Raw genomic sequence first — 20,717 nt, 5'->3', positions numbered from 1 at the left:
GCGTAGCGGAGCGGGGCAGAGCCCCCCGCGACCTCTCAAAGCTCGATGGCCTCCAGCACCTGGGGCTCGATCACCTCGACCCCGGGCAGCCCGGCCTTCAGCACATCCGCGTTCTGCTCCAGCAGCGGGAAGGTGCGGTAGTGCATGGGGATGACCGTCTTGAAGTCGAAGAAGGTCTTCGCCGCATAGGCCGCCCGCTTCATGTCCATCGTGTAATGGCCCCCCGCGCAGAGAATGCCGATGTCGGGCTCGTGCAGATCGTGGAAGATCTTCATGTCCGCCATCACGTCGGTATCGCCCGAGAAGTAGATCGCCCGGCCCTCGCCCTCGATGATGAAGCCCGATTCGGTGCCCAGGTAGACCGGCCCGTCCGGCCCCTCGGTCGAGGACGAATGCGTGGCATTGACCATGGTCACCTTCACCCCGCCGATATCCACCGTGCCGCCCTTGTTGAAGCCGGTGGTCTCGACGCCGAACTTGTCGGCGACGTATTTCATCAGCTCGACCATGCCGAAGACCGGGATGCCCAGCTCCTTCGCCACGGGACCGACATCCGACAGGTGATCGCCATGGCCATGGGTGCAAAAGATATGCGTCGCGCCGGCGATGGCCTCGGCGCGCTTCTCGTCGGGCAGCATCGGGTTTCCGCCCAGGAAGGGATCGAGCAGCAGAACCTTGTCCGCGATCTCGAGCCGGAAAGAGCCATGTCCGAGCCAGATCAGTTTCATCTTGAACCTCCAGGTCATTGCGCCGAGCCTGTCCATGCCCGGCCATATCGGCCCAGAGCCTAGCGCCCAGAGAGACGAAGGAAAGCCCCTTGGACTGGACCCGCCCGATAGATGCCTACTGCGAACGCCTCGGCCCCGGTCTCTGGGCCGAGCCGCTGAACGCGCTGACCAACCTCGCCTTCCTGCTGGCCGCGATCTGGGTCTGGCCCCGGGTGAAGGGGCAGGGCACGGGGCAGCTGCTGGCGGCAGTGCTCTTCGTGATCGGCATCGGCTCGGGCCTGTTCCACACCCTGGCAAACAGCTGGTCCAGCCTGGCCGATACCCTGCCTATCCTCGCCTTCATCCTGATCTACATCTTCGCCGCCACCCGTGACTTCCTTGAACGGCCGGTCTGGCTGGCGGGGCTGATCGCCGCCGCCTTCCTGCCCTTCGCCGCGCTGACCACGCCGCTTTTCGCGAAATTGCCGCTCTATGGTGTCAGCGCCCCCTACCTGCCGGTGCCGCTGCTGATCGCCCTCTACGGCGGGGTGCTGCGCCACTGGAAGCCGCAGACCGCGCGGGGGCTGTTCATCGGGGCGGGGCTGCTGACGCTCTCGCTCACCTTCCGCTCGGCGGATGAGCTGACCTGCGGCTCGACGGCTGGCATCGGGACGCATTTCCTGTGGCATGTGCTGAATGCGGTGATGCTGGCCTGGATGATCGAGACCTGGCGCCGCCATCAGGCGCTGCATGTGCTTGCGGGCAAGGCGCGCGGGCGCTAAACCCGACCCGATCCAGAACCAGGAGCATCCGATGTCGATCGACAAGGCAACCGCCGCGAAAGTGGCGAAACTCGCCCGCATCAAGGTGGAAGAGGACGCGCTGCCCGCGCTGGCGGAAGAGTTCAACACCATCCTCGGCTTCATCGAGCAGCTGAACGAGGTCGATGTCGAGGGCGTCGAGCCGATGACCTCGGTCACGCCCATGCGGCTGAAACGGCGCGAGGACGTGGTGACCGAAGGCGGTCAGCAGGACAAGATCCTGGCCAATGCCCCCGATGCCCGCGAAGGCTTCTTCGCCGTCCCCAAGGTGGTCGAGTAAGACCAGGCCACAACGCCCGTTCAAGAGAGGCGAGACGACATGACCGAGCTGAACAAACTGACCATCGCCCAGGCCCGCGACGCGCTGAAGGCCGGCGAGACGACCTCGACCGCGCTGACCGAAAGCTGCCTGGCCGCCATCGACGCCGCCGACGCGCTGAACGCCTTCGTGCACAAGACGCCCGAGCTGGCGCTGGAGCAGGCCAAGGCCGCCGATGCCCGCATCGCCGCCGGTGATGCGCCCGCGCTCTGCGGCATCCCGCTGGGCATCAAGGATCTCTTCTGCACCAAGGGCGTGCCCTCGCAGGCCGCCTCGAACATCCTCGAAGGCTTCAAGCCCGAGTATGAATCGACCGTCAGCCAGAACCTCTTCGACGCCGGCGCCGTGATGCTGGGCAAGCTGAACATGGATGAATTCGCCATGGGCAGCTCGAACGAGACCTCCTGCTACGGCAATGCCGTGAACCCTTGGCGCCGCGGCAATGACGACACCGCGCTGACGCCGGGCGGTTCCTCCGGCGGTTCGGCCTCGGCGGTCTCGGCAGACCTCTGCCTGGGTGCTACCGGCACCGATACCGGCGGCTCGATCCGCCAGCCTGCGGCCTTCACCGGCATCACCGGCATCAAGCCGACCTATGGCCGCTGCTCCCGCTGGGGGATCATCGCCTTTGCCAGCTCGCTGGACCAGGCAGGCCCGATGACCAAGGACGTGCGCGATTCGGCGATCATGCTGCAGGCCATGTGCTCTCATGATCCCAAGGATTCGACCTCGGTCGACTTCCCGGTGCCCGATTTCGAAGCGGCGCTGACCGGCGATATCCGGGGCAAGACGATCGGTATCCCCAAGGAATACCGCCTCGACGGCATGCCCGAGGAAATCGACCAGCTCTGGACCCGCGGCAAGGAGATGCTGGCGGATGCAGGCGCCAAGGTCGTCGATATCTCGCTGCCCCACACCAAGTACGCCCTGCCGGCCTACTACGTGATCGCGCCGGCTGAGGCCTCGTCGAACCTGGCCCGCTACGACGGTGTCCGCTACGGCCACCGCGCCAAGCTGGCGGCTGGCGACGGCATCACCGAGATGTACGAGAAGACCCGCGCCGAGGGCTTCGGCCACGAGGTACAGCGCCGCGTCATGGTCGGCACCTACGTGCTGTCCGCAGGCTTCTACGACGCCTATTACAACCGCGCCCGCAAGGTTCGTGCCCTGATCAAGAAGGACTTCGATGATGCCTTCGCGGCGGGGGTCGATGCGATCCTGACCCCGGCCACGCCCTCGGCGGCCTTCGGCCTGGGCGAGATGGCCGAGGCCGATCCGGTGCAGATGTATCTCAACGACGTCTTCACCGTGACGGTGAACCTGGCAGGCCTGCCCGGGATCTCGGTTCCTGCCGGTGTCGACAAGCGGGGCCTGCCCCTCGGACTGCAGCTGATCGGCCGCCCCTGGGAAGAGGGCGATCTGCTGAACACCGCCTATGTGCTGGAACGTGCGGCAGGGTTTGTTTCCAAGCCGGCGAAATGGTGGTAATCCGCCTGCCGTGGTCCGGGCAACGGCGCATCCCCGCTTGAGGGGGCGCGCCATGCGCGCCAGTATGGACCTGCCGCAGAGCGAGAGAGTGACATGCGCGAACTGACCCTGGCCATGGCCCTTCTGGGCCTTGCCTCCTGTGCCCCTGCCGTGCCCGACAGCGCGGCGGGCGTGGGTTTCGGAGATTACCAATCCTATCAGCAGCAGCGTGAAGCCCAGCTTCAGGCGCAGACCATCGCGCCGCCGGCGCAGGTTTCGTCCCAGGCGCTGCCGGGCGCTGCCGGCGCCCCGCTCTCTGCCATCGACGCCCTGCCGCCGGGGGCCGCGACCACCAGCGCCCGCGCGGGCGACCCCGACAGCGCCGAGGCGCTGGCCGCGGATACCCAGGCCGCGCTGATGGGCGCCCTTGGCACCGGCCAGGCCCCTCTCGAGGCCTCGCCCTCGAACCCGCCGCCCGAGGCGGTGAATTCGCTGGGCATCTCGGCCGAGAACGACTTTGCCGCGGTGGACGCGCAGCGCTCGATCGCCGAGGACCGCGAGTTCATCCAGGAGAACCGCCAGCGCTACGAGCAGGTGCAGCCCGAGGCGCTGCCCGAACGGACCGAGACCCGGCCCAACCTGGCCGCCTATGCGCTGCAGACCAGCCATGCCGTCGGCACGCCGCTCTACAGCCGCATGGGCCTGCTGAACGCCGAGGCGCGCTATACCCGCAACTGCGGCAGCTATCCCTCGCCCGACATGGCGCAGGCCGATTTCCTCGCCAAGGGCGGACCGCAGCGCGATCGGCTGGGGATCGACCCCGATGGCGACGGCTTCGCCTGCACCTGGGATCCGGCACCCTTCCGCAAGGCGGCCCGGGCCGGGAACTGATCGGATGAGCGGGGCGGCCGGGGCTCCGGGGCGCATCGGTGCGCCCGGGGCGCTCTGGCATCCCTCGCCGAACCATGGCGACCGGCGCGACGGGCTGCGGCCCGGGCTGGTCGTCCTGCATCACACGGCCATGCAGAGCGCCGAGGCTGCGCTGGAGCGGCTCTGCGACGCCACTTTCGAGGCACCGGTCTCGGCCCATTACCTGATCGCCGAGGATGGCCGTCTCTGGCAGCTTGTCGATGAGCGGGCCCGGGCCTGGCACGCCGGCGCCGGAAGCTGGGGTGGGCGCGGCGATGTCAACTCCCGCTCGATCGGCATCGAGCTGGCCAATCCGGCCCCCAACCCCTACGCCGAGCCGCAGATGGCCCGGCTGGAGGCGCTGCTGCGTGGCATCCTGGCGCGCTGGCGGATCCCGCCCGAGGGGGTGATCGCCCATTCCGACATGGCCCCCGGACGCAAGACCGATCCCGGGCCGAAGTTCGACTGGCGCCGGCTGGCCCGGCAGGGGCTGTCGGTATGGCCCGATGCGCAGGCGGCCGCCGAGGGCGACCTGGCAGAGGACCTGGCAAGGATCGGCTATCCGAGTGATGACATGGCCCTGGCCCTGCAGGCCTTCCGCCTGCGCTTCCGCCCCTGGGCGCGTGGCGGTGAAAGCGCGGCCGATCGCATCGCTGCCCGGGACATCGCCGCGCGCTTTGCTGCGGGCCGAGGGTGACCGGGGCCTTGCCCCTGACGGGGCAGAGGGGGCTTTGCCCCCCGGCCCTGCGGGCCTCCCCCCAGAGTACTTTTAGCCTGGTGATGGGACAAGGGTCTCTTGCAGCCATCCGAGGGCTGGAACGCCTCCCGCCAGAGGCAATCCGGCCGGGCAAATCCGGAGGGGCAGGGTGCGCTGCTGCGTCGGGCGGGCAGCGGGGGCGGCCGCCCGGGGGTGCGAAACACTTGCCTCCGGCGCGGCGGGGGCATAGGGCTTGGCGCCATGCGGATGATGTTTCTCGGAGATGTGATGGGGCGCGCCGGGCGGGCCGCCATCGAGGAGTGGCTGCCGAAGCTGCGTGCGGCTTGGCGGCTGGATTTCGTCGTGGTCAATGGCGAGAATGCCAGCCATGGGGCCGGGCTGACCGGTGCCCATGCGAAGCTGATCCTGGACGCGGGCGCGGACGTGGTGACGCTGGGCGACCATGCCTTCGACCAGAAGGACATGCTGCAGGCCATCGAGAGCGAGAAGCGCATCCTGCGGCCCCTGAACTACGCCAAGGAATGCCCCGGCGTCGGGGCGCGGGTCTTCGAGGCCCCTGGCGGGCGCAAGGTGCTGGTGATGCAGGTGCTGGGCCAGGTCTTCATGAAGCGCCCCTTCGAGGACCCCTTCAGCCATGTCGATGCGGTGCTGCGCAAGTACCCCATGGGCGGGCTGGTGCAGGCGGCGCTGGTCGACGTGCACTGCGAGGCGACCTCCGAGAAGATGGCCATGGGGCATTTCTGTGACGGGCGGGCCTCGGTCGTGGTCGGGACGCATACCCATGTGCCGACGGGCGATGCGCAGATCCTGCCGCGCGGCACCGCCTTCCAGTCCGATGCGGGCATGACCGGCGACTACGACTCGGTCATCGGCATGGACAAGGCGGAGCCGCTGCGCCGCTTCGTCACCGGCATGGCCAAGGGCCGGTTCACCCCGGCCGAGGGCGAGGCCACCGTCTCGGGGCTCTATGTCGAGACCGACGACCGGACGGGTCGCGCGACCCGCGTCGAGATGGTACGACAGGGGGGGCGGCTGGCGCCCTCCGGTCCTGGCCCCGTGTGATTTGGCCCGCGTGATCTGAACCCGGCTTGATCTGGCGTGATCCGCTGCGGCCCGGGGCCTGCCTGCGGGCATGGCTCAGGTCGTGCCTGATCCGCAGCCAGGGAGGCCATCGCCGCAGCGTGACGGACCGTGACGGGGCTGCGGGGCGCATCCGGGACTTGCGTGGTGCCTGCGGGGCCGCCTAAATCACGCAAAGCGCAGAAGATTTTGCCCGAGGAGACAGGTCCTGATGCTGGCGCAATACTTGACCGGATCGACAGCGGGGCTGCTGGCCCTTGCGGTGGTCCTGGTGATGTTCATCCTCTTCGTCCGGGAAACCTATCCGACCGAGGTGGTGGCGATCTCGGGTGTCTCGGTGATGCTGCTGACCGGGCTGCTGCCCTATGACCTGGCGCTCGGGGTGCTGTCGAACCCGGCGCCCTGGACCATCGCCGCGATGTTCCTTGTGATGGGGGCGCTGGTGCGGACCGGCGCGCTGGAGGGCTTTACCCGGATCGCCACCGCCCAGGCGGGCAAACGGCCGCTGCTGGCGCTGGCGGCGCTCTTTGCCTTCGTGCTGGGCTCTTCGGCGATCGTGTCGAATACGCCCGTCGTGGTGGTGATGATCCCGGTCTTCGTGCAGATGGCCAAGACGCTGGACATCCTGCCGTCCAAGCTGCTGATCCCGCTGTCCTATGCTGCGATCATGGGCGGCACGCTGACCCTGATCGGCACCTCGACCAACCTGCTGGTCGACGGCGTCGCCCGGGCCCAGGGGCTTGAGCCCTTCGGCATCTTCGAGGTCACCCCCATCGGGCTGATCGTCGTCGCCTGGGGCTGCCTCTACCTGGCGGTCGCCGGCCGCTTCCTGCTGCCGAAGCGCGAATCCCTCGCCTCGATGCTGTCGGACCGCTCGCGGATGAAGTTCTTCACCGAGGCCGTCATTCCCCCCGACAGCAACCTGGTGGGCCGCGAGGTGACCGGCGTGCAGCTGTTCAAGCGCGAGGGCGTGCGGCTGATCGACGTGATCCGGGGCGATGTCTCGCTCAGGCGCAACCTGAAGGGCGTCGTGCTCGAGGTCGGCGACCGCGTCGTGCTGCGCAGCCAGATCTCCGAGCTTCTCAGCCTGCAGCGCGACCGCAGCCTGAAGCGCATGGACCAGGTCAGCGCGGTCGAGACCACGACGGTCGAGGTGCTGATCACCCCGGGGTGCAAGATGGTCGGACGTTCGCTCGGCTCGATGCGGCTGCGGCGGCGCTATGGCGTCTACCCGATTGCCGCGCACCGGCGGAACCAGAACATCGGCCGCCTGCTGGACGAGCTGGTGGTGCGTGTCGGGGATACGCTGCTGCTGGAAGGCGCGCCCGAGGACATCAAGCGCCTGGCGCGCGAGATGGACATGGTCGACGTGGCCCAGCCCACCGAACAGGCCTACCGCCGCGCCCAGGCGCCGATCGCCATTGCCGCGATCCTCGGCATCGTGGTGCTGGCGGGCTTCGGCGTGGCGCCGATCCTGCTGCTGTCGGTCCTGGCGGTGGCGCTGGTGCTGGTGACCCGCTGCGTCGATGCGGACGAGGCCTTCGCCTTCGTCGACGGGCGTTTGCTGGCGATGATCTTCTCGATGCTGGCCATCGGTGCGGCGCTGGAACACACAGGCGCCGTCGAGATGATCGTCAGGGTCATTGCCCCGCTCATGTCCGAGCTGCCGGGGTTCCTGATCATCTGGGCCATCTACCTGCTGACCTCGATCCTGACCGAGCTGGTCTCGAACAATGCCGTGGCCGTGGTGATGACGCCGATTGCCGTCGGTCTGGCGCAGGCCATGGGGATCGACGCGCGGCCGCTGGTGGTGGCGGTGATGATCGCTGCCTCGGCCAGTTTCGCCACGCCGATCGGCTACCAGACCAACATGCTGGTATACGGCCCGGGAGGCTACCGCTTCACCGATTTCATGAAGATCGGGATACCGCTGAACCTGACCATGGGGCTGGTGGTCAGCGCGGTGATCCCGTTGTTCTGGTCGCTCTGACCCGACCGGGGAGACCGTGCAACGACAAAGGGGCCGCACAGTCAGTGCGGCCCCTTTTCAGTTCAGATCCTGTTTGCGTCAGACCCCGGCCGACATCTGGGCCAGGACGCGCCGGACGGTGTCCATGCGCTCCTTGTTGGGGGGATGGGTGCCGAGAAACTCCTGGCCGGGGTCTGGAATGCGGTTGAAATACTGGGCCCCGCGCAGCGGATCGTAGCCCGCCGTCGTGGCGATCCGGGTGCCGAGCGCATCTGCCTGAAGCTCGAACTGGCGCGAGTAGCTGCGCGCCGTGAAGGCCGCCCCCATCTCGGAGGCGCGGCGGACCGCTGCCTGCGAGGCGCCCGAGCGCGCGGCCACCTCGGCATATTCGCGTGCGCCCTGCTCGGCGTAGCGGCGCTGCTGGCCGAGATGGTCCAGGATGTGGTGGCTGGCCTCATGGGCCATGACGAAGGCCAGCTCGTCGGGGTTCCGCATGTCGGCGATCAGCGCCAGGGTGAAGATGATCACCGGCTGCCCGTCCGCGCCGAGGGTCTGGAAGGCATTGGGCGCGCTGCGCCGGCGATGGTCGATGGCGATCTTGAAGGCGCACCGCTGATCGGCCCGGCGGGCGCGGCAATAGCGCTCGATCTCGGGTTCGACGGTCTCGACCACCTGGGCGAACTGACGTGCCGCCGCCTCGGGGCCGAGGCGGGCTGGGGTGTCGGCAGGGTCGGAGGGGGCGGGCGTCACCACCGCCTGCGGCAGGTCGCAGCCAGCGAGAATGAGGGCAGTGGCAAGGACTGCGAGCGGGCGCAGGAAGCGGGCTGGGGAAACTCGGAACATTCAGGGCAGGGCCGGATTCGAAAGGGTCAGTTCTGCATATAGCGCAAGAGAACGCCGATTGCAGGGGGCGGCGGGCAGAAGCCGTAACGGGTGATTGACGCCGTCTTGCCAGCGGGTACCCTGAAACGATCATGTTTACCATCGAACACGAATTCGACTGCACCATCGTCACCCTCGTGGATGACGGTTCCGTTCCCTTGCAGGAAGACGTTGTGATCAACGCCTTCGAGGAGTGCATCACCGTCGAGCAGTACGACGCCCGCACCGACCAGATGCAGAAGATCACCCTGTCGATGGCGCAGCTGCGGGACCTGGCGGCGGCGCTGAACCTGCCCGAGGGTACCTACCAGACCGTTCGCACGGGCGGCTGACGTCAGCCCTCGACCCGGAACAGCTTGTCCCGCGCCGTCTGGCCCCGCACCAGGCTGAGCCGTGACTTCGCCAGCCCCAGGGCCTTTGCCAGCAGCCTGCGCACCGCCTCGTTGGCCTTGCCGTCCTCGGGCGGTGTGGTGACGTAGACGCGGATCGTCCCGTCGGCCTCGCGGGTGATCCGGTCGCGCGAGGCCCTGGGGGTGACCCTGACCGCGATCTCGGTCCCGGTCCGGGCCAGCGGGCTGAGATCGGGAATGTCGCGTGCCATGGGGCTCCGGCGGGATCAGGGTGGCAGGGGCTTGCGTCCGGGCGGGTGCCGGACCAGTCTGAGCCGGGACAGACACCAGGAGGCACGACCATGTCAACCGAGGGCACCCCCAAGACCGGCTTCTACTGGGATGAACGCTGCTTCTGGCATTCGGGCGGGAACTACGCGCTGACCCTGCCGGTCGGCGGCTTCGTGCAGCCCATGGCCGCCGGTGGCCTGCCCGAAAGCCCCGAGACCAAGCGGCGGCTGAAGAACCTGATGGATGTCTCGGGGATCACCGCCGACCTCGCGCTGTTCTCGGCGCCCGAGGCCAGCCGCGAAGACCTGTTGCGGGTGCATCCAGAAAGCTACCTCGATGCCTTCAAGGCCATGTCGGACGCCGGCGGCGGAGAGCTGGGCCTGCGTACCCCCTTCGGTCAGGGCGGCTATGAAATCGCGGCGCTGTCGGCTGGGCTGGCCAGCGCGGCGCTGGCCGACATCATGGCAGGGCGGGTGCGGAATGCCTATGCGCTGTCGCGTCCGCCGGGGCACCACTGTCTGCCCGACTGGCCGAACGGCTTCTGCCTGCTGGCCAATATCGCCATCGCCATCGAGGCGGCCAAGGCGCGCGGCGAGGCGGGCCGGGTCGCGGTCATCGACTGGGATGTCCACCATGGCAACGGCACCGAACATATCTTCTACGAACGCGACGACGTGCTGACCATCTCGATCCACCAGGAAAAGAACTACCCGCTGGACACCGGCGATATCGCCGATCGGGGGCGCGGCGCGGGCGAGGGGTTCAACATGAACATCCCCCTGCCGCCGGGCGCCGGTCACGACACCTACCTCGAGGTGATGGAGCGCATCGTCCTGCCCGCCCTCGACGGCTACAGGCCCGACGTGATCATCGTCGCCTGCGGCTTCGACGCCGGCATCTTCGATCCGATCGCCCGGATGCTCTGCACCGCCGAGACCTTCGGTGCCATGACCGCGCAGCTGCTGCAGGCGGCGGACCGGCTTTGCGAGGGGCGGCTGCTGCTGGTTCACGAGGGCGGCTACTCCGAGGTCTATGTGCCCTTCTGCGGCCACCGGGTGCTCGAGGTGCTCTCGGGCTCGGACCGGGTGGTACCGGATCCGATGGCGCAGACGGTGGCCATCCGCCAGCCGGGGCAGGCTGCGCGGGCCTTCTTCTCGGGGCTGGTCGGCGATATGGCGGCGCGGCTTTTGTAGAAACGACAAAGGCTTCTCCTGAAGGGGATTTCAGCTTGAAACCCCGGCGCCGAGGGCCGACATGTCCTGCGACCTAGACAGGAGATCGACATGCCCGACCGCAACCAGGCCGCCCTGGACTTCCTGCTGAGCCGCCGCTCGCGTCCCGCCAAGACCCTGGCCGCCCCCGGCCCCTCGCGCGATGAGCTGGAGGTGATCCTGACCGCCGGCGCCCGCACGCCCGATCATGGCAAGCTGGAGCCCTGGCGCTTCATCGTGATCGAGGGCGCCGCCTTCGACCGCCTGGGCAAGCTGGTCGGCACCCGTGGCGCGGCACTGGGCAAGAGCGATCAGGACATCGCCAAGGCGGTGAAGCAGTTCGAGGACGGCGTGACCTGCATCGCGGTCGTCGAAAGCCCCAAGGCCTCGGACAAGATTCCGGCCATCGAACAGACCTATTCCGCCGGAGCCGTCTGCCTGGCGCTGGTCAACGCGGGCCTGGCCTCGGGTTGGGGCGCCAACTGGCTGACCGGCTGGCACTGCTTCGACCGGGAGTTCCTGCAGGAGGGCCTGGGCCTTGCCGCCCATGAAAGCCTCGCCGGGCTGATCTACCTGGGCACCGAGCAGGTCGCCCCGCCGGAACGCCCCCGCCCCGACCTCAAGGAGATCACCACGTGGATTTCGGCCTGATCCTTTCCGGCTTCTTCCGTGCCCTCGGCCAGACCGGGGATCCGCGGTTTCGACGGGTGCTGTTCATCGGGGTCGGCCTGACCCTGGCGCTGCTGATCGGCGCCTGCTGGATCACCTGGGCCGGGATCGGCTGGGTCATCGGGGACGACGCCAGCCTGCCCTGGATCGGAGAGGTCTCCTGGCTGAACGACCTGGCAGCGGCGGGCGGTCTGCTGGCGATGATGCTGGCCTCGGTCTTCCTGATGGTGCCGGTGGCCTCGGCGATCACCTCGATGTACCTCGACCAGGTGGCCGAGGCGGTCGAGGACCGTCACTATCCGGGCCTGCCCCATGTCGAGGGCGTGGGCTTCATCGAGGGGCTGACCGATACCGTCAGCTTCCTCGGGGTGATCCTGCTTGCCAACATGGTGGCGCTGGTCTTCTACATCTTCCTCGCCCCCTTCGCGCCCTTCATCTTCTGGGGGCTGAACGGCTACCTGCTGGGGCGGGAATACTTCACCCTGGCCGCCATGCGCCGACTGGGCCGCGAGGGCGCCAACCAGCTGCGCAAGCGGCACATGCTGACGATCTGGGCCGGGGGCATCCTGATGGCGATTCCGCTGACCGTGCCGATCCTGAACCTGGTGGTGCCGATCCTGGGGGCTGCGACCTTCACCCACATCTTCCATGGGCTCGCCGCGAAACGCGCCTGAGCCCGTCGGGAGGACCGAAAAGCCCCCGCCCAGCCTGCCGGCTGCGGCGGGGTCTCTCGTTGGTGCAGGACAGGATTTCCGGACTGGCTCCGGGGATAGCCCCGGCATCCGAAATCGCGGGGGCTCGTTCGGTGCCTGTCTGTGCGCTCAGCGCGGGACGGTCGACTCCAGGCGGCCCCACCAGTCCATGTCCTCGATGGTGATCCAGCCCGACAGGATGATCGTCGCCGCGATGGCGAAAAGGACCGTTGCAATGCCGGTGGCGATCCAGAGCTTGGGGCGCAGGTTGTGCACCTCCAGCGAGCCGGACTGCGTGCCCGCCACCACCTTGCCGACGTCGGCCTGGGTCTTCAGGCGCAGCGGTGCGATGCATAGCAGTGTCATCCACCAGATGACCGCGTAAAGGACGAATCCCGAGGTGATGCCCATCAGACCTGCTCCAGTTCGATAAGGGTGCCGTTGAAGTCCTTGGGATGCAGGAACAGCACCGGTTTGCCATGTGCGCCGATCTTCGGCTCTCCGCCGCCCAGCACCCGCGCGCCCTCGGCCAGCAGGTGATCGCGGGCAGCGAGGATATCCTCGACCTCGTAGCAGATGTGGTGGATCCCGCCAGAGGGGTTCTTTTCCAGGAAGCCCGTGATCGGAGAGCCCTCTCCCAGCGGGTAGAGCAGCTCGATCTTTGTGTTGGGCAGGGTGATGAAGACCACGGTGACGCCGTGGTCCGGCTCGTCCTGCGGCGCGCCGACCTCGGCCCCGAGGGTCGTGCGGTACTGCGCCGCCGCGGCCTCGAGGTCGGGCACGGCGATGGCGACGTGGTTCAGGCGTCCGATCATGGTGGTCTCCTCCCGGCCCCGGCCGGAGCGTTCCGGCGGCAGGGCGCTTTCCTGCCGCGGTTATCACCCGGGAGAGCGCCGGCGCGCAAGGCGCCCTGCGGTCGCAGCTGTGCGGGGCGGTGGAATTAACGTGGCGTTCATCCTGTCGCGCCTAGCCTGAGACAGCGCCCGAACGGCGCGGAAATGTCAGGAACATCATGGAACCGCTCGACACATTCGCCTCTCCGACCGCCAGCCGGCCCATGCTGGGCCTGACCGTCCTGGTGGTCGAGGACAGTCTTTACGCCTCGGAGGCGCTGCGCCTGCTTTGCCTGCGGTCTGGCGCGCGGATCCGGCGGGCGGATTGCCTGAAGTCGGCGCGACGGCACCTGCAGGTCTACCGGCCCTCGGTGGCGGTGGTGGATCTGGGGCTGCCGGACGGCTCGGGGGCCGAGCTGATCGTCGAGCTGACGCGCGGCGGGGCTAAGCTGGGCGTGGTGGCGGCGATGTCGGGCGATTCCGGCGCCGAGGAAACGGCGCGCGAGGCCGGGGCACAGTGCTTCTTTGCCAAGCCGCTGACCAGCCTTGCCGCCTTCCAGGCCGAGATCCTGTCGCACATGCCGCAGGAATACCGGCTGTCGGGGCCAAGAGCGCTGCCGTCGGATCCGATCGAGCCCGATCCGGTGGCCTACAAGGACGACATGGCCCATGCGGCGGAACTGCTGCAGGAGGCGTCGGATGCCGACATGCTGGCCTATCTCGGCCAGTTCCTGCGCGGTGTGGCCCATTGCGCCGGCGACGACGAGCTTGTCGATGCCGCCGAAGCGCTTGAGGCGCTGCGCGGAAAGGGGCCCCCGCTACGCTCGGAACTGGCGCGCCTGGCCGGGCTGTTGCAGCAGAGGATCGGTCAAAGGATGGCGATCTGAGGCGAGAGGTGTCGGGCCACCGCTTCGGGGCAGGATCCCGGCGTCAGTTTCCTCCGGTCCCGCCTCCCCCTCGGGAAGGGAGATCCAGCTGCGGGGGTGCGTGCGTGTCCAAGAGACGCGACAAGCGCGGAAGGTCCGGAGACCGTTCCGCGCCCTGCGCTTCCACCTTTTGCGGAAGAAGGACCGGGCCGCGACGAGGGAGCACGTCGGCCCGGATCCGGAGGCCCGACCCGGAGAGAAGCCGGGGCGGGCGAGTATGGTGGGCCACTATGACGGCCCTGCACGGTGGAGTTGCGCGGCGGCCCCGTACCAAGGCCCTGCGCGGTGGCCCGTGTCGCGGCGAACACGGGGCCGAGGGGCCCCGGATCGCCGCTGTGGTTCAGCCGTTCAGCTTGGCGGTGACTTCGACCAGGCGCTTGGCCTGGTGGGCCACGGCGGCCTTGCCTTTCTCGTCGAAGGCGCCGGGGGTGGCCGAGTAGCCGTAGGGGTTGCCGCCGGCGGCACCGATCGACTCATCGGTGAAGCCCGGGGCGACGATGATCGCACCCCAGTGCATGACGGTCGGGTAGAAGGTCAGCAGCGTGCCTTCCTGGCCGCCGTGGGTGTTGCCGGCCGAGGTCGAGGCGGTGACGGTCTTGTTGGCCAGGCCGCCCTGCGACCAGACACCGCCCAGGGTGTCGATGAAGGCGCGGACCTGCGAGGGAGCCGAGCCGAAGCGGGTCGGGAAGGCGAAGAAGTAACCATCGGCCCAGGACATGTCGTCCGGCGTGGCATTCGGCACGTCGCTGGTGGCTTCCAGGTGTGCCTTCCAGGCGTCCTGGGTCTCGACGACGGACTGGGGGGCGGTCTCGGGGATGCGCAGCACGCGCACTTCGGCGCCGGCCTCACGGGCGGCGCGGGCAGCTTCCTCGGCGACGGCATGGTTGGTGCCGTAGGTGGAGTAGTAGACGATTGCGATCTTGGGGGCGCTCATTTGGAAGACTCCTGGTTTGGCGTTTGAGCCTCAGGTAGCCCCCGTTCTCGCGCACGAAAAGTCTTGGAATAGCAGAGTGCCTGTGCTTCAGCGCACGTACCGGCCGGAGTATTCCTAGCGGAAGGCCGGTCCGTGCGCCCAGACGGTCAGAGAGAACCGCTCTCCCTCGGTCACCGGCAGGACCCGGTGCAGCGCGAAGGAGGGGAAAAGCACCGCGGTGCCCTGTTTCAGCGGGGCGGTGGCAACATTGGCGTTCATCCAGACTTCGAGCGTGCCGCCGTCGTAGGCGCCATCCTCGGACAGCTGGGTGACCAGGGTCAGCTTGCGCCGTGCCGCCAGCGGGCTGTCGCCGATGTCGGAATGCCAGCCGAAGTGGCCCTCGCGCTCGGCCCCGTAGCGGGCGATCTGCGGCGATTCGGAGAAGTCCTGCAGGTCGAAGTCGAAGACCGTGCGATTGGCCTGGCGCACCAGGTCGATCAGCCGGTCCATGACCCAGGCCGTCTCGGGCAGGTCGTCGACCCAGGTCAGATCGGCGCGGCGCAGGTTGTGGTCACGCCCGGCGCGCACCAGCCCGGCGTCCTGCGAGGGCGCGGCCCGAGAGATCTCGACAAGCTGGGCACATTCGGCGGGGGAGAAGGCGGCGTCGATCTGGTGGAAGGCAATCATGGAGAAGTCCTCGAAAGAAGGCTCTCCTAGGGCGGAAGCCGGTGCAGCGCTGCGCCGATTGCGACGCGGCGCAGGTCGTTTTTGGCTGCGGGCAAGCGCGATCAGTCCCCGTGGGCCAGCCCCAGGGCGCGCCAGCGATCAGCCCCTTCCGCGTCAGCGATCATCCCTTGTCGCGCCAGCGGTTGGCGATGGGATAGCGGCGGTCCAGCCAGAAGGCGCGGTCGGTCAGCCGGGCGCCGGGTGCGGACTGGAAGCGCTTGTATTCCGACAGGTAGATCAGCCGCTCGACCTTCTTCACGTCGTCATGGGCAAAGCCTGCCTCGACGCAATCGGCGACCGAGGCATCCTGGTCGACCAGCAGGTCGAGGATGGCATCCAGCACCGGGTAGTCGGGCAGCGAATCGCTGTCCTTCTGATCCGGGCGCAGCTCGGCCGAGGGCGGTTTAGAGATGATGCGCGGCGGCACGACCTCTCCGCGCGGCGCCAGCATCCAGTCGCGGTGATGGCGGTTGCGCCAGCGGCAGGTCTCGAAGACGCGGGTCTTGTACAGATCCTTGATCGGGTTGTAGCCGCCCGCCATGTCGCCGTAGATCGTCGCGTAGCCGACCGCGACCTCGGACTTGTTGCCGGTGGTCAGCAGCATTTCCCCGAACTTGTTCGACAGCGCCATCAGCAGCACGCCGCGCAGGCGGGACTGGATGTTTTCCTCGGTCAGATCGGCGGCGAGGCCGTCAAACAGCGGCGCCAGCGCCTCGGTCACGGCAGCGCGGGGGCCGGAGATCGGGACATAGTCGTAATGGCAGCCGAGCGCCTTGGCGCAGGCCTCGGCATCCTCGAGCGAATGATCAGAGGTATATTCCGAGGGCAGCATCACGCAGCGCACGTTTTCGGGCCCGAGGGCATCGGCGGCGATGGTGGCAACCAGCGCCGAATCGATGCCGCCGGACATGCCCAGCAGGACCTTGCTGAAGCCGGTCTTGCGGCAGTAGCCGCACAGGGCCTCGACCATGCAACGGTAATCTTGTTCCCATTCGTCGGGCACATGAGCCTTCTCGGCCCCGGCGATGCGCCAGCCTTCGGCACCGCGCTCGAGGTCGACATGAGAGATTGCCTCGTCGAACACCGGCATCTGGAAGGCAAGGGCGCCGCCGGGGTTCAGCCCGAAGCTGCCGCCGTCGAAGACTTGGTCGTCCTGGCCGCCGACGAGGTTGAGGTAGACCAGCGGCAGGCCGGTCTCGACCACCCGGGCGACCATGTGGTTCTGCCGGGTTTCCATCTTGTGGCGCGCATAGGGCGAGCCATTGGGCACGATCAGGACCTCGGCCCCGGTCTCGGCCAGGGTGTCGGCGACATCGGGATGCCAGGCGTCCTCGCAGACCGGGAAGCCGATGCGGATGTCGCCGACCGAAAGCGGCCCGCCCAGGGGACCGCTTTCGTAGAGACGCACCTCGTCGAAGACGGTGTCGTTGGGCCGGTCGTGCTTCAGCGCCCGTCCGGTGACGCGGCCGCCCTGGCAGAGGTGGTAGGCGTTGTAGAGGCCGGTGCCCTCGATCCAGGGGCCGCCGATGGCCAGGGCCGGGCCCTCGGCGCATTGCGCGGCCAGGGCCTCGATCGCGGCCATTGCGGCCTGGTGGAACACCGGCTTCAGGATCAGGTCCTGGGTCTGGTAGCCGGTGATGAACATCTCGGGCAGGCAGACGAGGTCGGCACCGGCCTCGCGACCCTTCTGCCATGCGGCGAAGGCCTTCTCGGCATTGCCGTCGATGTCGCCCACTGTGGCGTCGAGCTGCGCCAGGGTGATCCGGAACCTGTCTGCCATGGCTGCCTCCTTGCTGGCCGCGCTGCCTGACGGCCCCGCAGGGCCTTTGCGCCTGCTTAGCCGCCAGACCTGCCGAGGAAAAGGCGATTTGGTGAAAGGCGTTGCCCCTGCGATATCCCTCGCATAGGTTTCGCCCAAACCAGCAAGGCCGCCCGATCGCAGTGTCGGCGCCCAGCGAAGGCGGGTTCAGGGAGAAACCATGGTTCAGGTTCTGAGAAGCTTTCTGTTTGCCGGGACGGTCGGTCTGGCATCCGTGGCAGGTATCGCGCTGGCGCAGGACGGCTCGGTACAGACCAAGCAGTACGAGGATGGCGGGGTCTACGAGGGCACCTTCAAGGACGGTCTCCAGGACGGTTTCGGAACCTACCGGCTGCCCAATGGCTACGAGTACACCGGCGACTGGGTGGCGGGAGAGATCCGCGGCCAGGGCCGTGCCGCCTTCCCCAATGGCTCGGTTTACGAAGGCGAATTTGCCAAGGGAAAGCCCGAAGGATTCGGCAAGATCACCTTCTCGGACGGGGGCACCTACGAGGGCGCCTGGGTCGACGGCAAGATCACCGGCCAGGGCATCGCGGACTATGCCAACGGGGTGCGCTACGAGGGCGCCTTCCGCAACGCCATGCACCATGGGCGCGGCCGGATGGAGAACCCCGACGGCTATGTCTACGATGGCGACTGGGTCAATGGCGTGAAGGAGGGGCAGGGCAAGATCACCTATCCCGACGGCTCCATTTACGAGGGCGGCATCAGCGGCGGCCAGCGCGACGGCACGGGCACCCTGGTCATGGCCGATGGGCTGACCTACGAGGGCGACTGGGTCGAAGGCCAGATCGAGGGCCAGGGCAAGCTGACCCAGGCCAATGGCGACATCTACGAAGGCACCCTGGTGGCCGGTCAGCGCGAGGGCGAGGGCCGGGTGACCTATGCCAATGGCGATGTCTACCAGGGCAGCTTCGTCGCCGATCAGCGCGAGGGGCAGGGGACCTTCACCGGCGCCGACGGCTATCGCTACGAAGGCCAGTGGCGGGCCGGCAAGATCTCGGGGGACGGGCAGGTGACCTATCCCGACGGCTCGGTCTACGCGGGGCAGTTCGCCGGCGACCTGGCGGACGGGCGCGGCAAGATCACCTATCCCGACGGCGCGACCTACGAGGGCGACTGGAAGGCCGGCGTGATCGAGGGCGAGGGCGTCGCGACCTTCCCCTCTGGGCTGACCTACGAGGGCAGCTTCAAGGCAGCGCAGAACCACGGCTACGGCGTGATGCGCGACGGCGAGGGCTATGTCTACGAAGGCAACTGGGCCGAGGGCCAGCGCGATGGTGAGGGCAAGGCCACCTATCCCGACGGCATGGTCTACGAGGGCGGATTCAAGGCCGGTCTCAGGGACGGGGCCGGCAAGATCACCATGCCCGACGGCTTCACCTACGAGGGCGACTGGGCGGCGGGCGAGATGACCGGGAAGGGCGTCGCGACCTACAAGAACGGCGATGTCTACGAGGGTGATTTCGTCGAGGGTCGTCGCGAGGGCCAGGGCACGCTGACCTATGCCAGCGGCGAAGTCCTCTCGGGGACCTGGGTCGGCGGCGTGCTGGAAGAGGGCGCGGCCAGTCAGTGACGTACCTGGGACGGGCACGGCGCTCGCTCCGTGCCGGAGCCTCGCCCCGCCCGCCGTCCCCTGGCCCCCAGCGCCGGACAGGGCGCCCGTGGCGACGACATTTTTGCAAGGGCATTCAGGAACCGGCAGCCATGACGGCGCCTGTCATTTGACAGGACCGGCCCGCCGGCCTTTTCTGGGACGGCACCCGGGGCCACGGCGGCCCCGGGAACCTTTTCAGTTAAGGGATTGATATGCCGAAATCCATGCTGGCCGCCGCCGCCCTGATGCTTCTGGCCACCTTGCGCCCGGGGCAGGCCCATGCGACGGATGTCTATTTCGAGAACGAATGCTCTGACACCGTGCGCGTTGCGGTGAATTACATAGACACCTCGGGCAACGAACAGACCGAGGGGTACTACGTGTTCGAGCCCGGCGAGGAATATTACCTCTTCACCACCAATGAGGGCGAATTCGAGTTCTACGCCTTCGACAAGGGCCGGGTCTGGCGCTGCGACCACCGCATGCCCTCGGTCTCTTCCGACTACAACTTCGAGTCGCACCAGGTGACGTTCAGCCGTGGCGACTCGACCTATTCCCATTCGGTCAGCTGCGAGACCACCTACGGCGATGACGACCGCTACCAGATCCGCATGGCCACCGAATGCAACTACGACATCTTCGTCGCCCTGCGCTACCAGGACCTGGACGGTCGCTGGCAGATGGCCTCGTGGTATCGGCTGAAGCGCGGCGAGGTGGCCTACCTGCCGAGGACCCGCCTGGACTACTTCTACTACTACGGCGAAAGCGAGACGTTCACCGAGGACGGTGAAGAGACCTGGTACACCTACGACCGGCCCCATGACTTCAGCGTCGACGGCAAGGTCGAAGGCTTCATCCAGAAGGACATCAACCCGAACAGCCATGCCCTCGTGCTGACCTGCACCGGCTGAGACTGGCGGCGACCTGTATAGGCATCGCCCGGGCAACACCGGCGGGCCCGCCTGCCGCAACGAGGAAAACGCCCCGGCACCTTCTGGCGCCGGGGCGTTTCACATCTTGCGGTCGGGAACGGCTCAGAGCTGTTCCATCACCTCGTCGGAGGCTTCGAAGTTGGCGGTGACGCGCTGCACGTCATCGTCGTCTTCCAGGGCGTCGATCAGCTTCATCAGCTTCTGCATGCCCTCCAGGTCCAGCTCGGTGGTGGTGGTGGGCTTCCAGATCAGCTTGGTCGACGCGCTTTCGCCCAGCTGGGCCTCGAGCGCCGTTGCCACCTCGTTGAGGTCGGTGTCGAGGCAGTAGACCACATGGCCCTCTTCCGAGCTTTCCACGTCTTCCGCACCAGCTTCGATGGCCGCCATCATGACGTCATCGGCATCGCCCACGGAAGCGGGGTAGACCACCTCGCCCTTGCGCTCGAACATGAAGCCGACCGAGCCGGTCTCGCCCAGGTTGCCGCCGTTCTTGGAGAAGGTCGAGCGCACGTTCGAGGCGGTCCGGTTGCGGTTGTCGGTCATCGCCTCGACGATCACCGCAACGCCATTGGGGCCGTAGCCCTCGTAGCGGATCTCTTCGTAGTCATCGCCCTCGCCGGCCTGCGACTTCTTGATCGCGCGGTCGATCACGTCCTTGGGGACGGAGCTGGACTTGGCTTCCTTCACCGCCATGCGCAGGCGGGGGTTCTTTTCGGGGTCCGGGTCGCCCATCTTGGCGGCCACGGTGATTTCCTTCGAAAGCTTCGAGAAAAGCTTCGAACGGGCGGCGTCCTGCCGACCCTTGCGGTGCTGGATGTTCGCCCATTTAGAGTGGCCGGCCATCGGTGCCTCCAGTCTCGTATGAATTCGGTCGCGCCTCTATAAGGCACAGGCACCCATGGCCGCA

The 20,717-nt window shown here is 67.7% G+C and carries 23 protein-coding genes; 14 read left to right on the top strand and 9 right to left on the bottom strand.

What is annotated here, in order from left to right:
• Nucleotides 1–35 precede the first annotated feature (35 nt).
• A complete protein-coding gene (locus tag OS124_RS0106380; protein WP_010138579.1) occupies nt 36–728 on the bottom strand; it encodes a metal-dependent hydrolase in 693 nt (230 codons plus the stop codon).
• A gap of 89 nt (nt 729–817) precedes the next feature.
• Here OS124_RS0106380 and OS124_RS0106375 point away from each other — a divergent pair, with 89 nt between their 5' ends.
• The 7 genes from OS124_RS0106375 (at nt 818) to OS124_RS0106345 (ending at nt 8,011) form a co-directional block, all read left to right on the top strand.
• Complete coding sequence (locus OS124_RS0106375; protein WP_010138578.1) at nt 818–1,489, top strand: ceramidase domain-containing protein; 672 nt, start codon at nt 818–820, stop codon at nt 1,487–1,489.
• Nucleotides 1,490–1,520: 31 nt separating this feature from the next.
• The gene (gene gatC, locus OS124_RS0106370; RefSeq protein ID WP_010138577.1) at nt 1,521–1,808 is read left to right on the top strand and encodes an Asp-tRNA(Asn)/Glu-tRNA(Gln) amidotransferase subunit GatC; all 288 of its coding nucleotides are present in this window, start codon (nt 1,521–1,523) and stop codon (nt 1,806–1,808) included.
• A gap of 39 nt (nt 1,809–1,847) precedes the next feature.
• Complete coding sequence (gene gatA, locus OS124_RS0106365) at nt 1,848–3,335, top strand: Asp-tRNA(Asn)/Glu-tRNA(Gln) amidotransferase subunit GatA (RefSeq protein WP_010138576.1); 1,488 nt, start codon at nt 1,848–1,850, stop codon at nt 3,333–3,335.
• A 93-nt stretch (nt 3,336–3,428) separates the two neighbouring features.
• Nucleotides 3,429–4,205, top strand: a complete 777-nt coding sequence (locus tag OS124_RS0106360; RefSeq protein WP_010138575.1) for a hypothetical protein — start codon at nt 3,429–3,431, stop codon at nt 4,203–4,205.
• A 4-nt stretch (nt 4,206–4,209) separates the two neighbouring features.
• Entirely contained in the window at nt 4,210–4,920 is a 711-nt protein-coding gene (locus OS124_RS0106355) for an N-acetylmuramoyl-L-alanine amidase (protein WP_010138574.1), read from the top strand.
• Between the two features lie 261 nt (nt 4,921–5,181).
• Nucleotides 5,182–6,003, top strand: coding sequence for a TIGR00282 family metallophosphoesterase (locus OS124_RS0106350; protein ID WP_010138573.1), 822 nt, complete (start codon nt 5,182–5,184; stop codon nt 6,001–6,003).
• 229 nt (nt 6,004–6,232) lie between these two features.
• Nucleotides 6,233–8,011, top strand: a complete 1,779-nt coding sequence (locus tag OS124_RS0106345; protein WP_010138572.1) for an SLC13 family permease — start codon at nt 6,233–6,235, stop codon at nt 8,009–8,011.
• A 78-nt stretch (nt 8,012–8,089) separates the two neighbouring features.
• Here OS124_RS0106345 and OS124_RS0106340 read toward each other — a convergent pair whose 3' ends face one another.
• Entirely contained in the window at nt 8,090–8,833 is a 744-nt protein-coding gene (locus OS124_RS0106340) for a M48 family metallopeptidase (RefSeq protein ID WP_085994630.1), read from the bottom strand.
• 131 nt (nt 8,834–8,964) lie between these two features.
• Between OS124_RS0106340 and OS124_RS0106335 the strand changes: the two genes are divergently transcribed.
• The gene (locus OS124_RS0106335) at nt 8,965–9,204 is read left to right on the top strand and encodes a hypothetical protein (protein WP_010138570.1); all 240 of its coding nucleotides are present in this window, start codon (nt 8,965–8,967) and stop codon (nt 9,202–9,204) included.
• Between the two features lie 2 nt (nt 9,205–9,206).
• Here the strand turns inward: OS124_RS0106335 and OS124_RS0106330 are convergent, their stop codons facing one another.
• Complete coding sequence (locus OS124_RS0106330) at nt 9,207–9,473, bottom strand: DUF167 domain-containing protein (RefSeq protein WP_010138568.1); 267 nt, start codon at nt 9,471–9,473, stop codon at nt 9,207–9,209.
• Between the two features lie 90 nt (nt 9,474–9,563).
• Here OS124_RS0106330 and OS124_RS0106325 point away from each other — a divergent pair, with 90 nt between their 5' ends.
• From OS124_RS0106325 to OS124_RS0106315, 3 genes are all read left to right on the top strand, one after another.
• Complete coding sequence (locus tag OS124_RS0106325; RefSeq protein ID WP_010138567.1) at nt 9,564–10,685, top strand: class II histone deacetylase; 1,122 nt, start codon at nt 9,564–9,566, stop codon at nt 10,683–10,685.
• 90 nt (nt 10,686–10,775) lie between these two features.
• Nucleotides 10,776–11,354: a nitroreductase family protein gene (locus OS124_RS0106320; RefSeq protein WP_010138566.1), complete on the top strand. Its 579-nt coding sequence runs from the start codon at nt 10,776–10,778 to the stop codon at nt 11,352–11,354.
• The gene (locus OS124_RS0106315; RefSeq protein ID WP_010138565.1) at nt 11,339–12,046 is read left to right on the top strand and encodes an EI24 domain-containing protein; all 708 of its coding nucleotides are present in this window, start codon (nt 11,339–11,341) and stop codon (nt 12,044–12,046) included. The genes OS124_RS0106320 and OS124_RS0106315 overlap by 16 nt, the downstream gene beginning before the upstream one ends.
• Before the next feature lie 147 nt (nt 12,047–12,193).
• Here the strand turns inward: OS124_RS0106315 and OS124_RS0106310 are convergent, their stop codons facing one another.
• Both OS124_RS0106310 and mce read right to left on the bottom strand, forming a co-directional pair.
• Nucleotides 12,194–12,475 (bottom strand): DUF1467 family protein, encoded by a 282-nt coding sequence (locus OS124_RS0106310; RefSeq protein ID WP_010138564.1) that lies wholly within the window; start codon nt 12,473–12,475, stop codon nt 12,194–12,196.
• Nucleotides 12,475–12,879 (bottom strand): methylmalonyl-CoA epimerase, encoded by a 405-nt coding sequence (mce, locus tag OS124_RS0106305; RefSeq protein WP_010138563.1) that lies wholly within the window; start codon nt 12,877–12,879, stop codon nt 12,475–12,477. Before mce ends, OS124_RS0106310 begins: the two co-directional genes overlap by 1 nt.
• A 197-nt stretch (nt 12,880–13,076) precedes the next feature.
• Between mce and OS124_RS0106300 the strand changes: the two genes are divergently transcribed.
• Nucleotides 13,077–13,784, top strand: coding sequence for a response regulator (locus OS124_RS0106300; protein WP_010138562.1), 708 nt, complete (start codon nt 13,077–13,079; stop codon nt 13,782–13,784).
• Between the two features lie 379 nt (nt 13,785–14,163).
• On the opposite strand, the gene OS124_RS0106295 is transcribed toward OS124_RS0106300, so the two are convergent.
• From OS124_RS0106295 to OS124_RS0106285, 3 genes are all read right to left on the bottom strand, one after another.
• Nucleotides 14,164–14,757, bottom strand: a complete 594-nt coding sequence (locus OS124_RS0106295) for an NAD(P)H-dependent oxidoreductase (RefSeq protein ID WP_010138561.1) — start codon at nt 14,755–14,757, stop codon at nt 14,164–14,166.
• 114 nt (nt 14,758–14,871) lie between these two features.
• Nucleotides 14,872–15,423, bottom strand: a complete 552-nt coding sequence (locus OS124_RS0106290; RefSeq protein WP_010138560.1) for a 2OG-Fe(II) oxygenase — start codon at nt 15,421–15,423, stop codon at nt 14,872–14,874.
• 160 nt (nt 15,424–15,583) lie between these two features.
• A complete protein-coding gene (locus OS124_RS0106285) occupies nt 15,584–17,242 on the bottom strand; it encodes an NAD+ synthase (RefSeq protein ID WP_010138559.1) in 1,659 nt (552 codons plus the stop codon).
• 199 nt (nt 17,243–17,441) lie between these two features.
• Between OS124_RS0106285 and OS124_RS0106280 the strand changes: the two genes are divergently transcribed.
• Both OS124_RS0106280 and OS124_RS0106275 read left to right on the top strand, forming a co-directional pair.
• A complete protein-coding gene (locus OS124_RS0106280) occupies nt 17,442–18,857 on the top strand; it encodes an MORN repeat-containing protein (RefSeq protein ID WP_010138557.1) in 1,416 nt (471 codons plus the stop codon).
• Between the two features lie 233 nt (nt 18,858–19,090).
• Entirely contained in the window at nt 19,091–19,789 is a 699-nt protein-coding gene (locus tag OS124_RS0106275; protein ID WP_010138556.1) for a hypothetical protein, read from the top strand.
• 123 nt (nt 19,790–19,912) lie between these two features.
• Here the strand turns inward: OS124_RS0106275 and OS124_RS0106270 are convergent, their stop codons facing one another.
• Nucleotides 19,913–20,653: a YebC/PmpR family DNA-binding transcriptional regulator gene (locus OS124_RS0106270; RefSeq protein WP_010138555.1), complete on the bottom strand. Its 741-nt coding sequence runs from the start codon at nt 20,651–20,653 to the stop codon at nt 19,913–19,915.
• Nucleotides 20,654–20,717: the final 64 nt, after the last annotated feature.

Source organism: Oceanicola sp. S124, from assembly GCF_000220565.1.
Taxonomy (GTDB): Bacteria; Pseudomonadota; Alphaproteobacteria; order Rhodobacterales; family Rhodobacteraceae; genus Pseudooceanicola.
This window is presented reverse-complemented; position numbering and strand designations above follow the sequence as displayed.